Source organism: Stappia sp. 28M-7, assembly GCF_014252955.1.
In the GTDB taxonomy this organism is placed as follows: Bacteria; Pseudomonadota; Alphaproteobacteria; order Rhizobiales; family Stappiaceae; genus Stappia.
The window spans coordinates 2458905-2473375 of record NZ_JACMIA010000001.1 but is presented as its reverse complement, the minus strand read 5'-3'; the positions used below and the strand labels follow the sequence as shown (position 1 = coordinate 2473375).

Below are 14471 nucleotides of genomic sequence, written 5' to 3'. Positions count from 1 at the left end.
GCGCGAACCCGGGTTGCAATGCAACGCTTCGGTCCTGGCACGGTCGGCGACCGTGTAACACAGCGGCGCCGCGCCACCAATGCCCGAGCGAGGGGCACGCGCGCGCCGGCGAGGGGAAGGGGCGGCCAGGTGTCCCGGGCGGGCGAGGACGACGACGACAGGCGAGCGCTGCCGGATGCGGCGCCAAGGGCGGTGCCGGCAGCGGCGCCGGGACGAACGGGCAGCGGCAGTGGGGAACGCCGCTGGCTTGCGCTCGCCCCCTTGCTGCTTGCCGATCTGCTTGCCCGTCGTCGGCGAGCCCGCGCAGGATGGCACGAAACGCAAGGGGCGGGGACAAGGTTCGCAGCTGCCTGTGCCGAAAGCCTTGCGCAGGGGCGCGGGCTCGCCTTCGCCGCGCTCGCCTTCACCTTCGGCATCGCTGTCTATTTCCGCCTGCCGTCCGAGCCGTTGGTCCCCGTTCTGGCGCTTGCCGCCATTCTTGCCTGGGCCGGCTGGTTTTTCGCGGCGCGCCGCGGCGTGCGGGGCCTTGTGTTACTGGCTCTGGCGCTGGTGCTGTCGGGACTTTTCGCCGGGGCATTGCGCACCGCACTTGTTGCCGCCCCGGTGATCGATCGGGCGCGGAGCGTGACACTGACCGGCTTTGCGGAGGAGGTCGAGCGCACCGACCGCGGCACGCGGTTGCTGCTGCGCGTTGCGGGGATAGAGCGGCTGCCAGCGTCAGCAATGCCTTATCGGGTCCGCGTGTCGCTGCGCGGCGACCCCGAAGGCGAGAGGATCTCTGTCGGCGAGGCTGTACGGCTGCGCGCGAGGCTGATGCCGCCGTCGGCTGCCGTGATGCCCCGCGGCTACGACTTCGCCTTTCGTGCCTTCTTCGACGGCATCGGCGCCACCGGTTTTGCCTTCGGCGCGCCGAGCCGCATTGATCTCGGTCCCGCACCGCTGTCGCTACGGCTGAAAGCCGGGATCGCCAGTCTGCGTCAGGCGATTGCCGCGCGGATCATCGCCGCGCTCGGCGAGACGACGGCCGCCGCGCTTGCCATTGCGCTGATCACCGGCGACCGCTCTCTGATCCCAGAGCAGGTGACGGAGGCGCTGAGGACCGCCGGCCTTGCGCATATCCTGGCGATTTCCGGCCTGCATATGGCGCTGTTCGCCGGCTCGGTGTTCTTCGTCGTGCGGGCGCTTCTGGCGCTGTTCCCGCATCTGGTGCATGAGCGGCGGATCGATGCCTGGGCCGCCGTTGCGGCGATGTCGGCCGCCGTCTTCTATCTCGGCATTTCCGGTGCCTCCATCGCAACGCAGCGCGCCTTCCTGATGATCGTTCTGGTGTTTTCGGGGCGCATCTTCTCGCGGCGGGCCCTGACGCTGCGCAATGTCGCGATTGCCGTCCTGCTGATCCTTGCGATGCTGCCGGAGGCGTTGCTCGATCCCGGTTTCCAGATGTCCTTCGCCGCCGTGATCGCCCTGATCGCCGCCTATGAGGAAATAACCCGGCGGCGCGCCGCGCGCGAGCGCCAGGGGCCGATGGCGCCGCCGGGTCGTGGGGGGCTGCTGCAGGCCGCGACATCGGGCGCTGCGGGCTGGTTCTGGGGGCTTCTCCTGACCTCGCTGATCGCGGGCCTGGCGACGGGGGCCATCGGCGCCTATCACTTCCACCGAATCTCGCCGCTCGGTACGCTCGGCAACCTGCTGGCAATGCCGGTGGTGACACTCGTGGTCATGCCGTTCGCGGTGCTGGCGCTGGCCCTGCTGCCCTTCGGGCTGGAGGCCTTGCCGCTCGCGGCGATGGGCGCTGGCATCGATCTCGTGGTGGCGATGGCGACCTGGGTCAGCAACCTGACGCCGGAGGACGGGGTGATCGGCGCGCCCTCGCTTGGCGGCACGCTACTGGTGGTGGCGGCAGGGCTTGTCGCCTGCCTTGCGCCGCGGGGATATCGCCCAGTCGCCCTGCTGCCGCTTGCCGCCTCCGTCCTGCTTTATGCCCTGCATCGGCAGCCGGACATGCTGATCTCGGCCACCGGCACGACCATTGCCGTGCGCGATGCGGCCGGGGCCTTGCGCGTTTCATCGCGCCCGAGCGGGTTCCTGCCGGAGGTCTGGTTGCGGGCGGAAGGCATCAGTGTGCAGCACCACGGGAACCGGCGGATCGCGGCCGGCGACCTTCGCTGCGACAAGCTGGCCTGTCTAGTGCGCGCGCATGGTCCGCCGGGGGCGGGTGCCCGGCACGGTGCCTCCGCAAATGCACCGCCGGGACCGGTGGCAGGACCGGGGCCGGGGCCCTTTGCAGCGGGGCAAGGCCCGCCTGCGCTGCTGGTCTCGCTGGTGCGCGACAGCGCCGCCTTCGAAGAGGATTGCCGCAAGGCCGACATCATCGTCTCGGCGCTGATTGCCCCGCCCGATTGCCGGGCAAGGCAGGTGTTCGACGGGGCGCGGCTTGCCCGCGACGGCGCCGTTGCGCTCTATTTCAGTGCGCCGGCCGCCTCGGCCGCATCTCGATCAGCGCTCGCGCAAGCGTCATCGGCTTGGCAGTCGCCATCAGGCACAGGCGATGCTCTCGCTGTTGCCGTGGTCCCCAGCTACGGGCGTCGCCGACCCTGGACGCCGAAATGACCCGCCTGCCAGGAGCCCCGTCCGGCGCGCGGCCTCAATAGCGACGGAACAGCGAGACGAGCTTGCCCTGGATGCGCACGCGTCCCGGACCGAAGATGCGGGTTTCGTAGGCCGGGTTTGCGGCCTCCAGCGCAACGGACGCGCCCTTCTTGCGCAGGCGCTTCAACGTCGCTTCCTCGTCGTCGATCAGGGCGACGACGATGTCGCCGCTGTCGGCGCTGTCGGAACGGCGGATCACCACGGTGTCGCCGTCGAGAATGCCGGCCTCGATCATGGAATCGCCGCGCACTTCCAGCGCGTAGTGCTCGCCGTTGCCGAGCAGGTCGGCCGGCATGGCGATGGTGTGGCTGTGGGACTGGATCGCCTCGATCGGTACGCCGGCGGCAATGCGGCCCATGACCGGGATCTCGACGCTGTCATTGGCCGCGGGCGGTGGGGCTGGGGCTGTTTCCACCGGCGGCGTCTTGCCGAGAGATCCTTCGATGACGGAGGGCGAGAAGCCCTGGCCGCGCTGCGAGGCAAGGCCGAGCGCAACCGATTCCGGCAGCTTGACGATCTCCAGCGCCCGGGCGCGGTTCGGCAGGCGGCGAATGAACCCGCGCTCTTCCAGCGCGGTGATCAGCCGGTGGATGCCGGACTTGGACCGCAGATCGAGCGCGTCCTTCATCTCGTCGAACGAGGGAGGAACACCGGTTTCCTTCAGCCGTTCGTGGATGAACAGGAGCAATTCGTGCTGCTTGCGCGTCAACATGCGCTTGGGTCCCCCGCTCTGGCACGCAAGGCCTGGCCGATATCGGCCGGCTGCTGCCGATCGCTGCCTGCGACTCAGGCTATGTACAAATCATGAACATAGTCTAACCGTTCCTGCCTTGTTCCACAATGCCCATAGGGAACGAAACGGGAAGCGGTAGGGCGCGGGGTCGGCTCAGCCCTGCGGCAGGCGCAGGACCGGCACCGGCGTGCCGGCGGGCAGGGGGGGCGCATGGGGCGGGCGCACCACCAGCGCATCGGCGCGGGTGAGCGTTGCCAGCATGGAGGAGTCCTGCCGCTCGAACGGGGCGACACGCTCCGTGCCGTCGTCCTGGCGCAGGATGCGCGCCCGCAGATAGTCCTCGCGCTGGTCATTGCCGCCGATATCGGCGGTCAGCGGCAGCAGTTCGGCATCGCGCCGGCGCGGCGGGCGGCCGAGCAGGGCGTCGATCAGCGGACGCAGGAAGAGAACGCCGCAGACGAGGCTTGAGACCGGATTGCCCGGCAGGCCGAGCACGCGCATGCCCTCGATGCGGCCGGCCATCAGCGGCTTGCCCGGCCGCATGGCGATGCGCCAGAAGCCGAGTTCCATGCCTGAGGCGGCAAGCACTTCCTGCACCAGATCGTGGTCGCCGACGGAGGCCCCGCCAAGCGTGACGAGGATGTCGGCTCCGACGGCTCGCGCCTCGGCGATCTTCTCCGCGATATGCTCGCGCCGGTCGGAGGCGATGCCGAGCTGCAGCGGCTCGCCGCCGCAATCCTCGACCAGGGCGGCAATGCCCGCATGGTTGGAGGCGATGATCTGGTCGGGCCCCGGCTGCTCCCCCGGTTCGACCAGTTCGTCGCCCGTCGCCAGGATCGCCACCTTCGGTCGGCGGCGCAGCTCAAGCACGGGATGGTTCATGGCGGCCGCCAGCGCAAGGCGGCGATAGTCGAGCCGCGTACCGGCGCTCAGCAGCGTTTCGCCAACCTTGAAATCAAGCCCGGCGGGGCGCACGAAACGGCCGAGCGGTGCGCTTTCCAGCGCGGTGACGCGCTCGCCGTCGCGCTCGGCGTTTTCCTGGATCAGGATCGTGTCGCTGCCTTCGGGAAGCGGTGCGCCGGTGAAGATGCGCACGGTCTCGCCCGCTCCGATGGTGCCGGAGAAGGCGCGGCCCGCGGGGGCTTCGCCGATCAGCTTGAGCACGGCCGGAACGGTGGCGATATCGGCCGCGCGCACGGCATAGCCGTCCATGGCGGAGGCGGCGAAGGGCGGCTGGGTGCGGGTCGCGGCAAGGTCGGCAGCCAGCACGCGGCCATTGGCCAGTGCGAGCGGCACGGTCTCGGAGCCGAGCGGCTCGACGTCGCCGAGAAGTCGCGACAGGGCTTCGTCGACCGAGATCAGCGCCATGTCAGCAGTGCCTCATGTCAGTTGGCCTTGTGTCAGGCGGGGTTCGTTTCGCTCGCCGCGGTCCAGTCGCCGGACTTGCCGCCGGACTTGGCAAGGACGCGGATGCCGCCGATGGTCATGCCGCGGTCGACGGCCTTGGCCATGTCGTAGATCGTCAGGCAGGTGACCGAGCAGGCGGTCAGCGCCTCCATCTCGACGCCGGTCTGGCCCGAAACGCGGGCCATCGCGGTGACGCGCAGGCCCGGGAGCGCCTCGTCCGGCACGATGTCGACGGCGACCTTGGACAGCAGCAGGGGATGGCAGAGCGGCACCAGCTCGTGGGTGCGCTTGGCGGCCATGATGCCGGCGATGCGGGCGGTGGCGATGACGTCGCCCTTCTTGGCCGAACCGGACAGGATCAGCGCCAGCGTTTCCGGCTTCATGCGCACATGGCCTTCGGCCTGCGCCTCGCGGGAGGTGACCTCCTTGGTCGAGACGTCGACCATGTTGGCCGCGCCGCTCTCGTCCAGATGGGTCAAGCGCGGGGAAGCGTCTCCAGAAGATGTGCCAGCCATGTCCTACTCCGCCGCAAGTCCGGGACGCGCCAGCAGCGCGCGCGTTGCGCCGGCCACATCGTCCTGGCGCATCAGGCTCTCGCCGATCAGGAAGGTGGAGATGCCGCAGCGTTCCATCCGGGCAAGGTCCTGCGGGGTGAACAGGCCGGATTCGCCGACGACGAGACGGTCGTCCGGGATCAGTCCGGCCAGCGTCTCGCTGGTTTCCAGCCGCGTTTCGAATGTCTTCAGGTTGCGGTTGTTGATGCCGATCATCGGCGAGGTGAGGCGCAGCGCGCGCTCCAGCTCGTCCGCGTCGTGCACCTCGACCAGCACGTCCATGCCGAGGCCGAAGGCGGTCGCCTCCAGATCGGCGGCCAGCGCGTCGTCGACGGCGGCCATGATGATCAGGATGCAGTCGGCGCCCCAGGCGCGGGCCTCGAACACCTGATAGGTGTCGTAGAGGAAATCCTTGCGCAGGGCCGGAAGCGCGGTGGCTGCACGCGCCGCGACCAGGAACTCCGGCGCGCCCTGGAAGGACGGGGTGTCAGTCAGTACGGAGAGGCAGGCGGCGCCGCCGGCCTCATAGGCGCGGGCCAGCGCCGGCGGATCGAAGTCGGCGCGGATCAGGCCCTTGGACGGGCTTGCCTTCTTGATCTCGGCGATCAGGCCGAACTCGCCGGCGTCCTTGCGGGCGCGCAGCGCGTTCAGGAAGCCGCGCGGGGCGTCGGATTCGGCGGCGCGCCGCTCGATCTCGGCCTGCGGCACGGCGGCCTTGGCGGCGGCGATCTCCTCGCGCTTGTAGGCGCCGATCTTTTCCAGGATGTCAGCCATCGCCGCGCACCTCGTTCGACACCTCGACGAGACGCGACAGGCGCGCCAGCGCATTGCCGCTGTCGATGGCATTCGCGGCCATCGCGACGCCCTCGGCAAGGCTCGGTGCGCGGCCGGCGACCACCAGCGTCGCGCCGGCATTCATCAGCACCGTGTCGCGATAGGCGGACTTTTCGCCCTCCAGCACGGCCTTGAGCGCGACGGCGTTTTCCGGCGCCTCGCCGCCCTTCAGGTCGGCGGGGTCGTGGAACGCAAGGCCGACATCCTTCGGCGAGATCTCGAACAGGCGGATCTCGCCGTTCTCCAGCGCGGCAACGCTGGTCGGGCCGGTCGTGGTGATTTCGTCGAGCCCGTCGGAGCCGTGCACCACCCAGGCCGATTCCGAACCGAGCGCGGCAAGCACGCGGGCGATCGGCTCGACCCATTGCGGGGCGAAGACGCCGACCATCTGACGCTTGACGCCGGCCGGGTTGGACAGCGGGCCGAGCAGGTTGAAGATCGTGCGGGTGCCGAGCTCGGTGCGCGCCGGACCGACATGCTTCATCGCCGAATGATGGTTCGGCGCGAACATGAAGCCGAGGCCCGCCTCGCGGATGCAGCGGGAGATCTGCGCCGGGCTGATGTCGATGTCGACGCCGAGCGCGGCCAGCACGTCGGCTGCGCCCGACTTGGACGACAGCGAACGGTTGCCGTGCTTGGCGACATGGACGCCGCAGCCGGCGACCACGAAGGCCGAGCAGGTGGAGATGTTGTAGCTGCCGGAGGCATCGCCGCCGGTGCCCACCACGTCGACCGCATCGGCCGGAGCGGAGACCGGAACCATCTTGGAGCGCATGGTGGCGACGGCGCCGGCGATCTCGTCGACGGTCTCGCCGCGCACCCGCAGCGCCATCAGGAAGCCGCCGATCTGCGCAGGGGTCGCCGCGCCCGACATGATGATGTCGAAGGCGGACTGGGCTTCTGCGCGCGACAGGGCGTGCCCGTCGGCGGCCTTTGCGATCAGGCTCTTGAGGTTGCTCATATCAACGTCCTCCCGAAAGGGACCCGGGGCGGCATCAGCTGCCGCCCTGGCCGAGCACCCGGTTGATGTTGGCCTGGTTGACGCTGACGCCGAGCCGCGCCTCGCGCTCACCGACATACTGACCGATGATCGAGTTCTGCAGAGCCTCGGCCAGCCGCTGGTCGAGCGCGGCGATCTCGCCGGCCTCGCGGAAGAAGGCCGGAGCCGAGGCGCCCGTCACGCGGAAGACCAGGCGACGGTCGCCCTCGCGCGCGGCGCTGCCGAGCGTGCCGACCGGGCCGGAGAAGACGGCCGGGATGGCGGAGGCGGGCAGGGGGCCATTGGCGCCATTGCGCTTGATGCCGCTGGCCGAGGCAACCGTCAGGCCACGCTCGGTCGCCACGTCCTGCAGCGACTTGCCGCCGCGGACCTCTTCCACGATGGAGGAGGCAAGGGCGTCGAGACGCTCGGTGCGCTGCTGCGCGGTCCAGGCGTCGACGACCTGCTGGCGTACTTCGTCCAGCGTGCGGTCGCGGGCCGGAACGACTTCGCGCACCTCGAACCACAGGAACCCGTCGCGGCCGAGCTGCAGCATATCGGCCTCGATGCCGACATCGCTCTCGAAGACGTCGGAGATCAGGTCGTTGGCGTCCGGCAGCTCAACCGCGTTGCCGGCCTCGTCCTTGCCGGCGCTGTCGAAGGCGGCCGGCGTGTCGAGGGTCAGGGAGAATCGCTCGGCGACCTCCTGCAGCGTCGCGCCGCCGGCGCGGGCGTCCTCGATCTCGTCATGCAGGTCCAGCACCTCGCGCTGCGCCTGTCGCAGTGCGATTTCCTTGCGCAGCTCGGGAGCGACCTCCTCCACCGGCGACTGATGCGCCTCGGTGATCTCGGCGACCTTGAGCAGGACCGAGGTCAGGCGTCCCTCGACGATGTCGGAAGTCTGTCCCTCGGCGAGCGAGAAGGCTGCCTCGGCGATGGCCGGATCGAGCAGGTCCGTGCGGGCCATGTTGCCCAGCTCGACCTGCGTTTCCGTCAGGCCGCGCTCGGCCAGGATGTCGTCGAAGGTCTTGCCTTCCGAAAGTGCGGTGCGGACAGCCTCGACCGCGGCCGCGTCGGGCAGCGGAAGCTGCAGGATGCGGCGGCGCTCCGGCTCGCCGAAGCGGTCGCCGGAGGCCTGGTATTCCTGGCGCACGTCGTCTTCGCTGACCTCGTCCGGGCGCGCCAGGCGCTCGGGCGTCAGCGACAGCAGCGCGACCTTGCGGTATTCGGGCGCGCGGAACGTGTCCTTATTGGCCTCGAAATATGTGGCGAGCTCGCTGTCCGTCGGGGCGGGAATGTCGCCGGCCTGATCGGCGCCGAATTCCACGTAGTCCACGCTGCGCTCTTCATTGGCGTGCTGGTTGAACGCCTCCAGCATGGCCGCCGGGGTCGCAAGGCCGCCGCTGATCGCGTCGGCGATCTGGCGGCGCTCCTCGAGCAGGCGGCGCTCGGCGACGAAGGCGTCCTCGGTCAGGCCGTTGGCCTGCAATACGCGGGCGAGCTGGGCGCGGTCGAATCCGCCGCCCGGCGCCTGGAAGGCCGGAGCCTCCTGGATGAGACGGACCAGTTCCTGATCGGAAACGCCGATATTGTAGCTCTCGGCCGTCTCGTTCAGCGCGGCCTCGGCGATCATGCGGCCGAGCACCTGCGCCGGAATGCCGAGCGAGGCGCCTTCGACGGTGGACAGCGGCCGGCCGATGTTGCGGCCGATCGTGTCGAGCTCGCGCCGATAGGCATTGTCGAAGTCGACGATCGAGATCTTGCGGTCGCCCACGGTCGCGACCTGGTCGCCGCCGACATTGAGAAGATCACCCGAAATGCCCCAGATCGCGAAGCTGATGACGAGAAGACCGATCAGGAGTTTGGAAATCCATGACTTTGCGCCGCTGCGCAGAGTGTCGAGCATTGCAGGTTCCGTCGTTACTGAGGCAACAGGATACGGCCCGGACCTTGGGTAAAATCCGAGCGAGAGCGGGCGGATCATAGAGACGCGGGCCCGCAGGAGCAAGGCACAGGCAAAGGCTTGCGCCGTATCGTCTTGAACGAGGCGGAAATTCTGGTAGCACCGGCGCTGAACCTGCCTTTCGCGCAGAAGCCAACCGCCGACCGAATGCCAGCCGAGGATGTCGAAATGACCGAGAAGAACAAGCCGCTGATCGCCGGAAACTGGAAGATGAACGGGCTGGCGACCGCGCTCGGCGAACTGCGGTCGATGGCGGAGGCGGCGGCCGGCGGTCTGGCGGCAAGCGTGGACATGGCGATCTGCCCGCCCGCGACGCTGGTCGCGGCAGCGGCGGCGGCAGCCGGAGACAGCGGCTTGAGCATCGGCGGGCAGGACTGCCACACCGCCGCAAGCGGCGCCCATACCGGCGACATCTCGGCCGAGATGCTGGCCGATTCCGGTGCGCGCTGGATCATCGTCGGCCATTCCGAGCGCCGGGCCGACCACGGCGAGAGCGATGCCCTGGTGCGGGCCAAGGCGGAAGCGGCCTGGCGTGCGGGTCTTGTCGCCATCGTCTGCGTCGGCGAGACGGAAGCCGAGCGCAAGGCCGGCAAGGCTCTCGAGGTGGTCGGCGCACAGCTTGCCGGCTCGGTGCCGGACGGGGCGTACGGCGCCCGGCTGGTCGTTGCCTACGAGCCGGTCTGGGCCATCGGCACCGGCCTGACGCCGACGGTGGATGATGTTGCCGAGATGCATGCCTATATGCGCAAGGAACTGCAGGGACGGTTCGGACCCTCGGCTGCGTCGATCCGGCTGCTTTACGGCGGCTCGGTGAAGCCGGCCAATGCCGGCGAGCTGTTGTCGGTGGACAATGTCGACGGCGCGCTGGTCGGCGGCGCCAGCCTGAAGGCCCCGGATTTCCTTGCGATTGCAAAGGCTGCCGGCTGATCTGCCGGCATAGCTTTCGCCATGCGGGCAGCAGGTGGCTGCCATGAGCGGGGCCGGGGCCGATCAAGGGTGGAAACCATGACGGCATTGGTGTAGAACCCGCTCCAATCCGAACACGAAAGACTGGTTGTCGATGGAAACCGTTGTCATCGTTATTCACCTGATGGTCGTGCTTGCGCTCGTCCTCGTGGTTCTTCTGCAGCGTTCCGAGGGCGGTGCCCTGGGCATCGGCGGCGGCGGCGGCGGGATGATGTCCAGCCGCGGCAGCGGCAACGTGCTGACCCGCGCCACCGCCATCCTGGCTGCAGTCTTCTTCGCGACCTCGCTGGGACTTGCCATGCTGGCAAAGAACAGCGATCGCCCGGCGTCCATCCTGGATGCCGTGCCCGGTACGCAGACCGCGCCGGCAGGCGAGGGAACGTCGGGCTCCGGCAACGGCATTCTCGACCAGCTGCGTCCGCCCGAGACGCCCGCCGGACCTCAGGTTCCGGCGGCGCAGTAAGCCCAGGGCGGCAGGCGTCTTCATCCAATGCCCCGCGATACCCGTCGCGGGGCATTTTCTTGTGTGTTAACTCCGTGTCGGGCGTTCGAATCAGCGCCCGCAGCGATATGGTATTGGTCCATGGCGCGATACATCTTCATCACCGGCGGCGTGGTTTCTTCCCTTGGCAAGGGACTCGCCTCCGCGGCTCTTGGAGCCCTCCTGCAGGCGCGTGGATACCGGGTGCGGCTTCGCAAGCTCGACCCCTATCTCAACGTCGATCCCGGGACCATGAGCCCCTATCAGCACGGTGAGTGCTTCGTCACCGACGACGGTGCCGAAACGGACCTCGACCTTGGCCATTACGAGCGGTTCACCGGTCGTCCGGCCAACAAGATGGACAACATCACCACCGGCCGGATCTACCAGGATATCATCGCCAAGGAGCGCCGCGGCGACTACCTCGGCGGTACGGTCCAGGTGATTCCGCACGTCACCGACGCGATCAAGGCCTTCGTGCTCGACGGCAATGACGACTACGATTTCGTGCTGTGCGAGATCGGCGGCACCGTCGGCGACATCGAGGGCCTGCCGTTCTTCGAGGCGATCCGTCAGCTCGGCAACGAGCTGCCGCGCGGCCATGCGGTCTATATCCACCTGACCCTGATGCCGTTCATCGCCTCGGCAGGCGAGCTCAAGACCAAGCCGACCCAGCACTCGGTCAAGGAGCTCCGCTCCATCGGCATCCAGCCGGACATCCTGATGGTCCGCTGCGACCGCAAGATCCCGGAGAGCGAGCGGCGCAAGCTGTCGCTTTTCTGCAACGTGCGCGAAGGCGCCGTCATCCCGGCCTATGACGTCAAGTCGATCTACGACGTGCCGATCGCCTATCACAAGGAAGGCCTGGACGACGAGGTGCTGGCGGCGTTCGGCATCACCGGCGCGCCGGCGCTCGACCTGTCCCGCTGGACCGGCATTTCCGAGACGCTCGCCAACCCGGAAGGCGAGGTGACCATCGCCATCATCGGCAAGTACACGGTCCTCAAGGATGCGTACAAGTCGCTGATCGAGGCACTGGTGCATGGCGGCATCGCCAACAACGTGCGCGTCAACATCGAGTGGATCGAGTCCGAGATCTTCGAGAAGGAAGACGCGACCCCGTGGCTGGAAAGCGTGCACGGTATTCTCGTGCCGGGCGGCTTCGGCGAGCGCGGCGCGGAAGGCAAGATCGCGGCGGCCCGTTTCGCACGTCTGCACAAGGTGCCGTATTTCGGCATCTGCTTCGGCATGCAGATGGCGGTGATCGAGGCGGCGCGCAATCTCGCCGGCATCAAGGATGCCAACTCGACCGAGTTCGGCGAGGCCGCAGAGCCCGTCGTCGGCCTGATGACCGAATGGTCGAAGGGCAACCAGATCGAGGTCCGGCGCGCGGATGGCGAACTGGGCGGCACCATGCGTCTTGGCGCCTATCCGGCGCGGTTGCAGAAGGGCTCGCGCATTGCCGACATCTACGGGGCGGAGATGATCTCCGAGCGCCATCGCCACCGCTACGAGGTGAACATCGCCTATCGCGAGCGGCTGGAGCAGGCGGGCCTGCGCTTTGCCGGCACCTCGCCGGACGGCCAGCTGCCGGAGACGGTGGAGATCGACGACCATCCCTGGTTCATCGGCGTGCAGTACCATCCGGAACTGAAGTCGCGCCCGTTCGAGCCGCACCCGCTCTTCGCGTCCTTCGTGGCCGCGGCGATCGAGCAGAGCCGCCTGGTCTGAGGACGGCCGGGCCGGACATACCGGGGCAGGGGAGAGGACAATGACCGCACGCGGTTTCGATCACGTGGTCTGGACGGTGCGCGATCTTGCCGCTGCCGCCCGCTTCATGGAACAGGCGGGCTTTCGCGTGACGGCGCGCGCCCGCCATCCCTGGGGCACGGAAAACCATCTCGTCCAGCTCGACGGGTTCTTCATCGAGATCCTCGGAATCGGCGACGAGACGCTGATTCCGGAAGCAGCGGACAACAGCTTTTCCTTCGGTGCGTTCAACCGCGATTTCGTGAAATCGCGCGAGGGCGTGTCGATGCTGGTCATGGAAAGCCGCGACCCGGCTGCCGACCGCCGCGATTTCGAGCAGGCCGGCCTGCATGTCTATGCGCCGTTCTCTTTCGGCCGCGAGCAGACACTGCCCGACGGTGGCATCCGCAAGGTCGGCTTCGACCTGACCTTCGTGCGCAACGACAGCGATCCCGCGCACGGCTTCTTCACTTGCCTGAACCGCTATCCGGAGAACTTCTGGTCGGCCGAGTATCAGGCCCATCCCAATGGCGTTGCCGCGCTCGAATCGGTCGTGATCGTCTGCGACGAACCGGCCGAGCAGCACATCTTCTACGCAGCCTTCACGGGCCGGCGGGAGATGCGGGCGACGAGCCTTGGAATCACCATCGAGACGCCGCGCGGCCGGTTGCATCTGATGCCCCCGGCAGCGTTCTCCTCCCTCTATGGAATCGATGCGCCGCAGATTGGCCCTGGCGGTTCGGCAATTGCCGCGCTCGGCCTGCGCTCGCGCGATCGCGATCATCTGGCGCGGACCCTTCGGGACGCGTCGCTGGGTGTGGTGGACGCGCCCGAAGGGCTGGTTCTGCCAGCCGGGGACCACTTCGGATTGGCGCTTGTCTTTGACTGAAATGCCTGCGTAACCTTCCAAAAGTTGCAAAACGGTCGTGCGGGAAGGGGCGTCATCGCCCGTTCTCGTTCGTCCGCTAGACGGGTGCCTGGTAGCCAGGGCTCGGGGGAGGTTACAATCATGGCCCAGTTGCGTTCGTTCCTGCGCGTGAGCCTCGTTCCTGGTCTTGCCATCGCGCTGGCCGCCTGCAATCCGTCGCAGGACAGCGCAACACAGGAAGCGCCTCCTCCTTCCGTCACCGTCGCCGCGGCCGTCTCCAAGGAGGTGCGCCAGTCCGTCCGTTTCGTCGGGCGCGTGCAGGCGGTCGACGATGTGAATCTCATCGCCCGCGTTTCCGGCTTCCTCAACTCCAAGAATGTCGATGACGGCGCCACCGTTCAGGATGGCCAGCTGCTGTTCACCATCGAGCGGGCTCCCTACGAGGCGGCTCTTGCCTCGGCAAAGGCGGATGCGGCACGCGCGGCGGCCGACGCGGCGCTGAAGGCCTCGGATCTGGAGCGCGACAAGGACCTGCTCGACAAGGGCCATGTTTCCCAGGCCAAGTACCAGGCGACGCTCGCCGCCAAGGAGCAGGCCGATGCCTCGGTCGCGGCGGCCAATGCCGCAATCACCCAGGCCGAGCTCAACCTCGGCTACACCGACGTGACAGCGCCGTTTGCCGGCAAGATCGGCAAGAGCAATTTCAGCGTCGGCGATGTGGTGGGGCCGACGAGCGGGCCGATCGCGCGGCTGGTGCGCACCGATCCGATGTATGTGAGCTTCGCGATCAGCGAGAAGGACTATCTGGACGCGGTGCGCGGCGGGAATCCGGCGGAGGCAGTCAACGACAAGGCCGAGTTGCCGGGGATCCACGTGATCCTGCCCAACGGCACGCGCTACGAACAGGACGGCGAGATCGTCTTCATCGACAATGTCGTCGATCCGAAGACGGGAACGATCTCGGTTCGCGGGCGCTTCCGCAATCCCGACCTGCTCCTGGTTGCCGGTACCTTCGTCGAGGTCGTCGTGGAAGCGCCGGTGTCGATGAAGGAGATCCTCATTCCGCAGTCGGCGGTGCAGCGCGACCAGCGCGGCCCCTTCGTGCTGGTGGTGGGCAGCAACGAGACCGTCGAGCAGCGCTATGTCGAGCTCGGCCAGCAGGTCGACGCGGATTTCGCCGTGACGAAGGGACTGCAGGAGGGTGAGCGGGTGATCACGCTCGGCCTGCAGAAGGTGCGCCCGGGCGTGCCGGTCAACGCCGCGCTCGCCGCCGGCTCGGCGGAGTAAC

Annotated in this window: 12 protein-coding genes; 6 read left to right on the top strand and 6 right to left on the bottom strand. The window is 68.2% G+C overall.

Translation table 11 applies throughout. From position 1 onward, the window contains the following. Positions 1-129: 129 nt before the first annotated feature. Entirely contained in the window at positions 130-2610 is a 2481-nt protein-coding gene (locus H7H34_RS10860) for a ComEC/Rec2 family competence protein (protein WP_185925204.1), read from the top strand. 34 nt (positions 2611-2644) lie between these two features. Here H7H34_RS10860 and lexA read toward each other — a convergent pair whose 3' ends face one another. From lexA to H7H34_RS10830, 6 genes are all read right to left on the bottom strand, one after another. Continuing rightward, positions 2645-3361 carry a transcriptional repressor LexA gene (gene lexA, locus H7H34_RS10855; RefSeq protein ID WP_185925203.1) on the bottom strand — a complete coding sequence of 239 codons (717 nt, stop codon included), beginning with the start codon at positions 3359-3361 and terminating at the stop codon, positions 2645-2647. Positions 3362-3535: 174 nt separating this feature from the next. Next, positions 3536-4750, bottom strand: a complete 1215-nt coding sequence (locus tag H7H34_RS10850) for a molybdopterin molybdotransferase MoeA (RefSeq protein WP_185925202.1) — start codon at positions 4748-4750, stop codon at positions 3536-3538. A 32-nt stretch (positions 4751-4782) separates the two neighbouring features. Continuing rightward, positions 4783-5304, bottom strand: a complete 522-nt coding sequence (gene moaC / locus H7H34_RS10845; protein ID WP_185925201.1) for a cyclic pyranopterin monophosphate synthase MoaC — start codon at positions 5302-5304, stop codon at positions 4783-4785. Positions 5305-5307: 3 nt separating this feature from the next. After that, entirely contained in the window at positions 5308-6117 is an 810-nt protein-coding gene (gene trpC, locus H7H34_RS10840; RefSeq protein ID WP_185925200.1) for an indole-3-glycerol phosphate synthase TrpC, read from the bottom strand. Beyond that, positions 6110-7138, bottom strand: coding sequence for an anthranilate phosphoribosyltransferase (gene trpD, locus H7H34_RS10835; protein ID WP_185925199.1), 1029 nt, complete (start codon positions 7136-7138; stop codon positions 6110-6112). Before trpD ends, trpC begins: the two co-directional genes overlap by 8 nt. 34 nt (positions 7139-7172) lie before the next feature. Beyond that, positions 7173-9062, bottom strand: coding sequence for a peptidylprolyl isomerase (locus H7H34_RS10830; RefSeq protein ID WP_185925198.1), 1890 nt, complete (start codon positions 9060-9062; stop codon positions 7173-7175). Between the two features lie 225 nt (positions 9063-9287). Here H7H34_RS10830 and tpiA point away from each other — a divergent pair, with 225 nt between their 5' ends. The 5 genes from tpiA to H7H34_RS10805 all read left to right on the top strand — a co-directional run bounded on the left by tpiA (position 9288) and on the right by H7H34_RS10805 (position 14470). Further along, on the top strand, positions 9288-10046 hold the full coding sequence (tpiA, locus tag H7H34_RS10825) for a triose-phosphate isomerase (protein ID WP_185925197.1): 759 nt from the start codon (positions 9288-9290) through the stop codon (positions 10044-10046). Between the two features lie 133 nt (positions 10047-10179). After that, positions 10180-10548 carry a preprotein translocase subunit SecG gene (gene secG, locus H7H34_RS10820; protein ID WP_185925196.1) on the top strand — a complete coding sequence of 123 codons (369 nt, stop codon included), beginning with the start codon at positions 10180-10182 and terminating at the stop codon, positions 10546-10548. Between the two features lie 120 nt (positions 10549-10668). After that, positions 10669-12297, top strand: coding sequence for a CTP synthase (locus H7H34_RS10815; RefSeq protein ID WP_185925195.1), 1629 nt, complete (start codon positions 10669-10671; stop codon positions 12295-12297). A 40-nt stretch (positions 12298-12337) separates the two neighbouring features. Then, a complete protein-coding gene (locus tag H7H34_RS10810) occupies positions 12338-13204 on the top strand; it encodes a VOC family protein (RefSeq protein WP_185925194.1) in 867 nt (288 codons plus the stop codon). 120 nt (positions 13205-13324) lie between these two features. Next, positions 13325-14470, top strand: coding sequence for an efflux RND transporter periplasmic adaptor subunit (locus H7H34_RS10805; RefSeq protein ID WP_185925193.1), 1146 nt, complete (start codon positions 13325-13327; stop codon positions 14468-14470). Position 14471 lies beyond the last annotated feature (1 nt).

Coding starts and splice junctions, on each gene's coding strand:
- H7H34_RS10815 (WP_185925195.1), top strand. CDS start 10,669: ATGGCGCGATACATCTTCATCACCGGCGGCGTGGTTTCTTCCCTTGGC.
- H7H34_RS10805 (WP_185925193.1), top strand. CDS start 13,325: ATGGCCCAGTTGCGTTCGTTCCTGCGCGTGAGCCTCGTTCCTGGTCTT.
- trpD (WP_185925199.1), bottom strand. CDS start 7,138: ATGAGCAACCTCAAGAGCCTGATCGCAAAGGCCGCCGACGGGCACGCC.
- secG (WP_185925196.1), top strand. CDS start 10,180: ATGGAAACCGTTGTCATCGTTATTCACCTGATGGTCGTGCTTGCGCTC.
- moaC (WP_185925201.1), bottom strand. CDS start 5,304: ATGGCTGGCACATCTTCTGGAGACGCTTCCCCGCGCTTGACCCATCTG.
- H7H34_RS10810 (WP_185925194.1), top strand. CDS start 12,338: ATGACCGCACGCGGTTTCGATCACGTGGTCTGGACGGTGCGCGATCTT.
- H7H34_RS10830 (WP_185925198.1), bottom strand. CDS start 9,062: ATGCTCGACACTCTGCGCAGCGGCGCAAAGTCATGGATTTCCAAACTC.
- trpC (WP_185925200.1), bottom strand. CDS start 6,117: ATGGCTGACATCCTGGAAAAGATCGGCGCCTACAAGCGCGAGGAGATC.
- lexA (WP_185925203.1), bottom strand. CDS start 3,361: ATGTTGACGCGCAAGCAGCACGAATTGCTCCTGTTCATCCACGAACGG.
- tpiA (WP_185925197.1), top strand. CDS start 9,288: ATGACCGAGAAGAACAAGCCGCTGATCGCCGGAAACTGGAAGATGAAC.
- H7H34_RS10850 (WP_185925202.1), bottom strand. CDS start 4,750: ATGGCGCTGATCTCGGTCGACGAAGCCCTGTCGCGACTTCTCGGCGAC.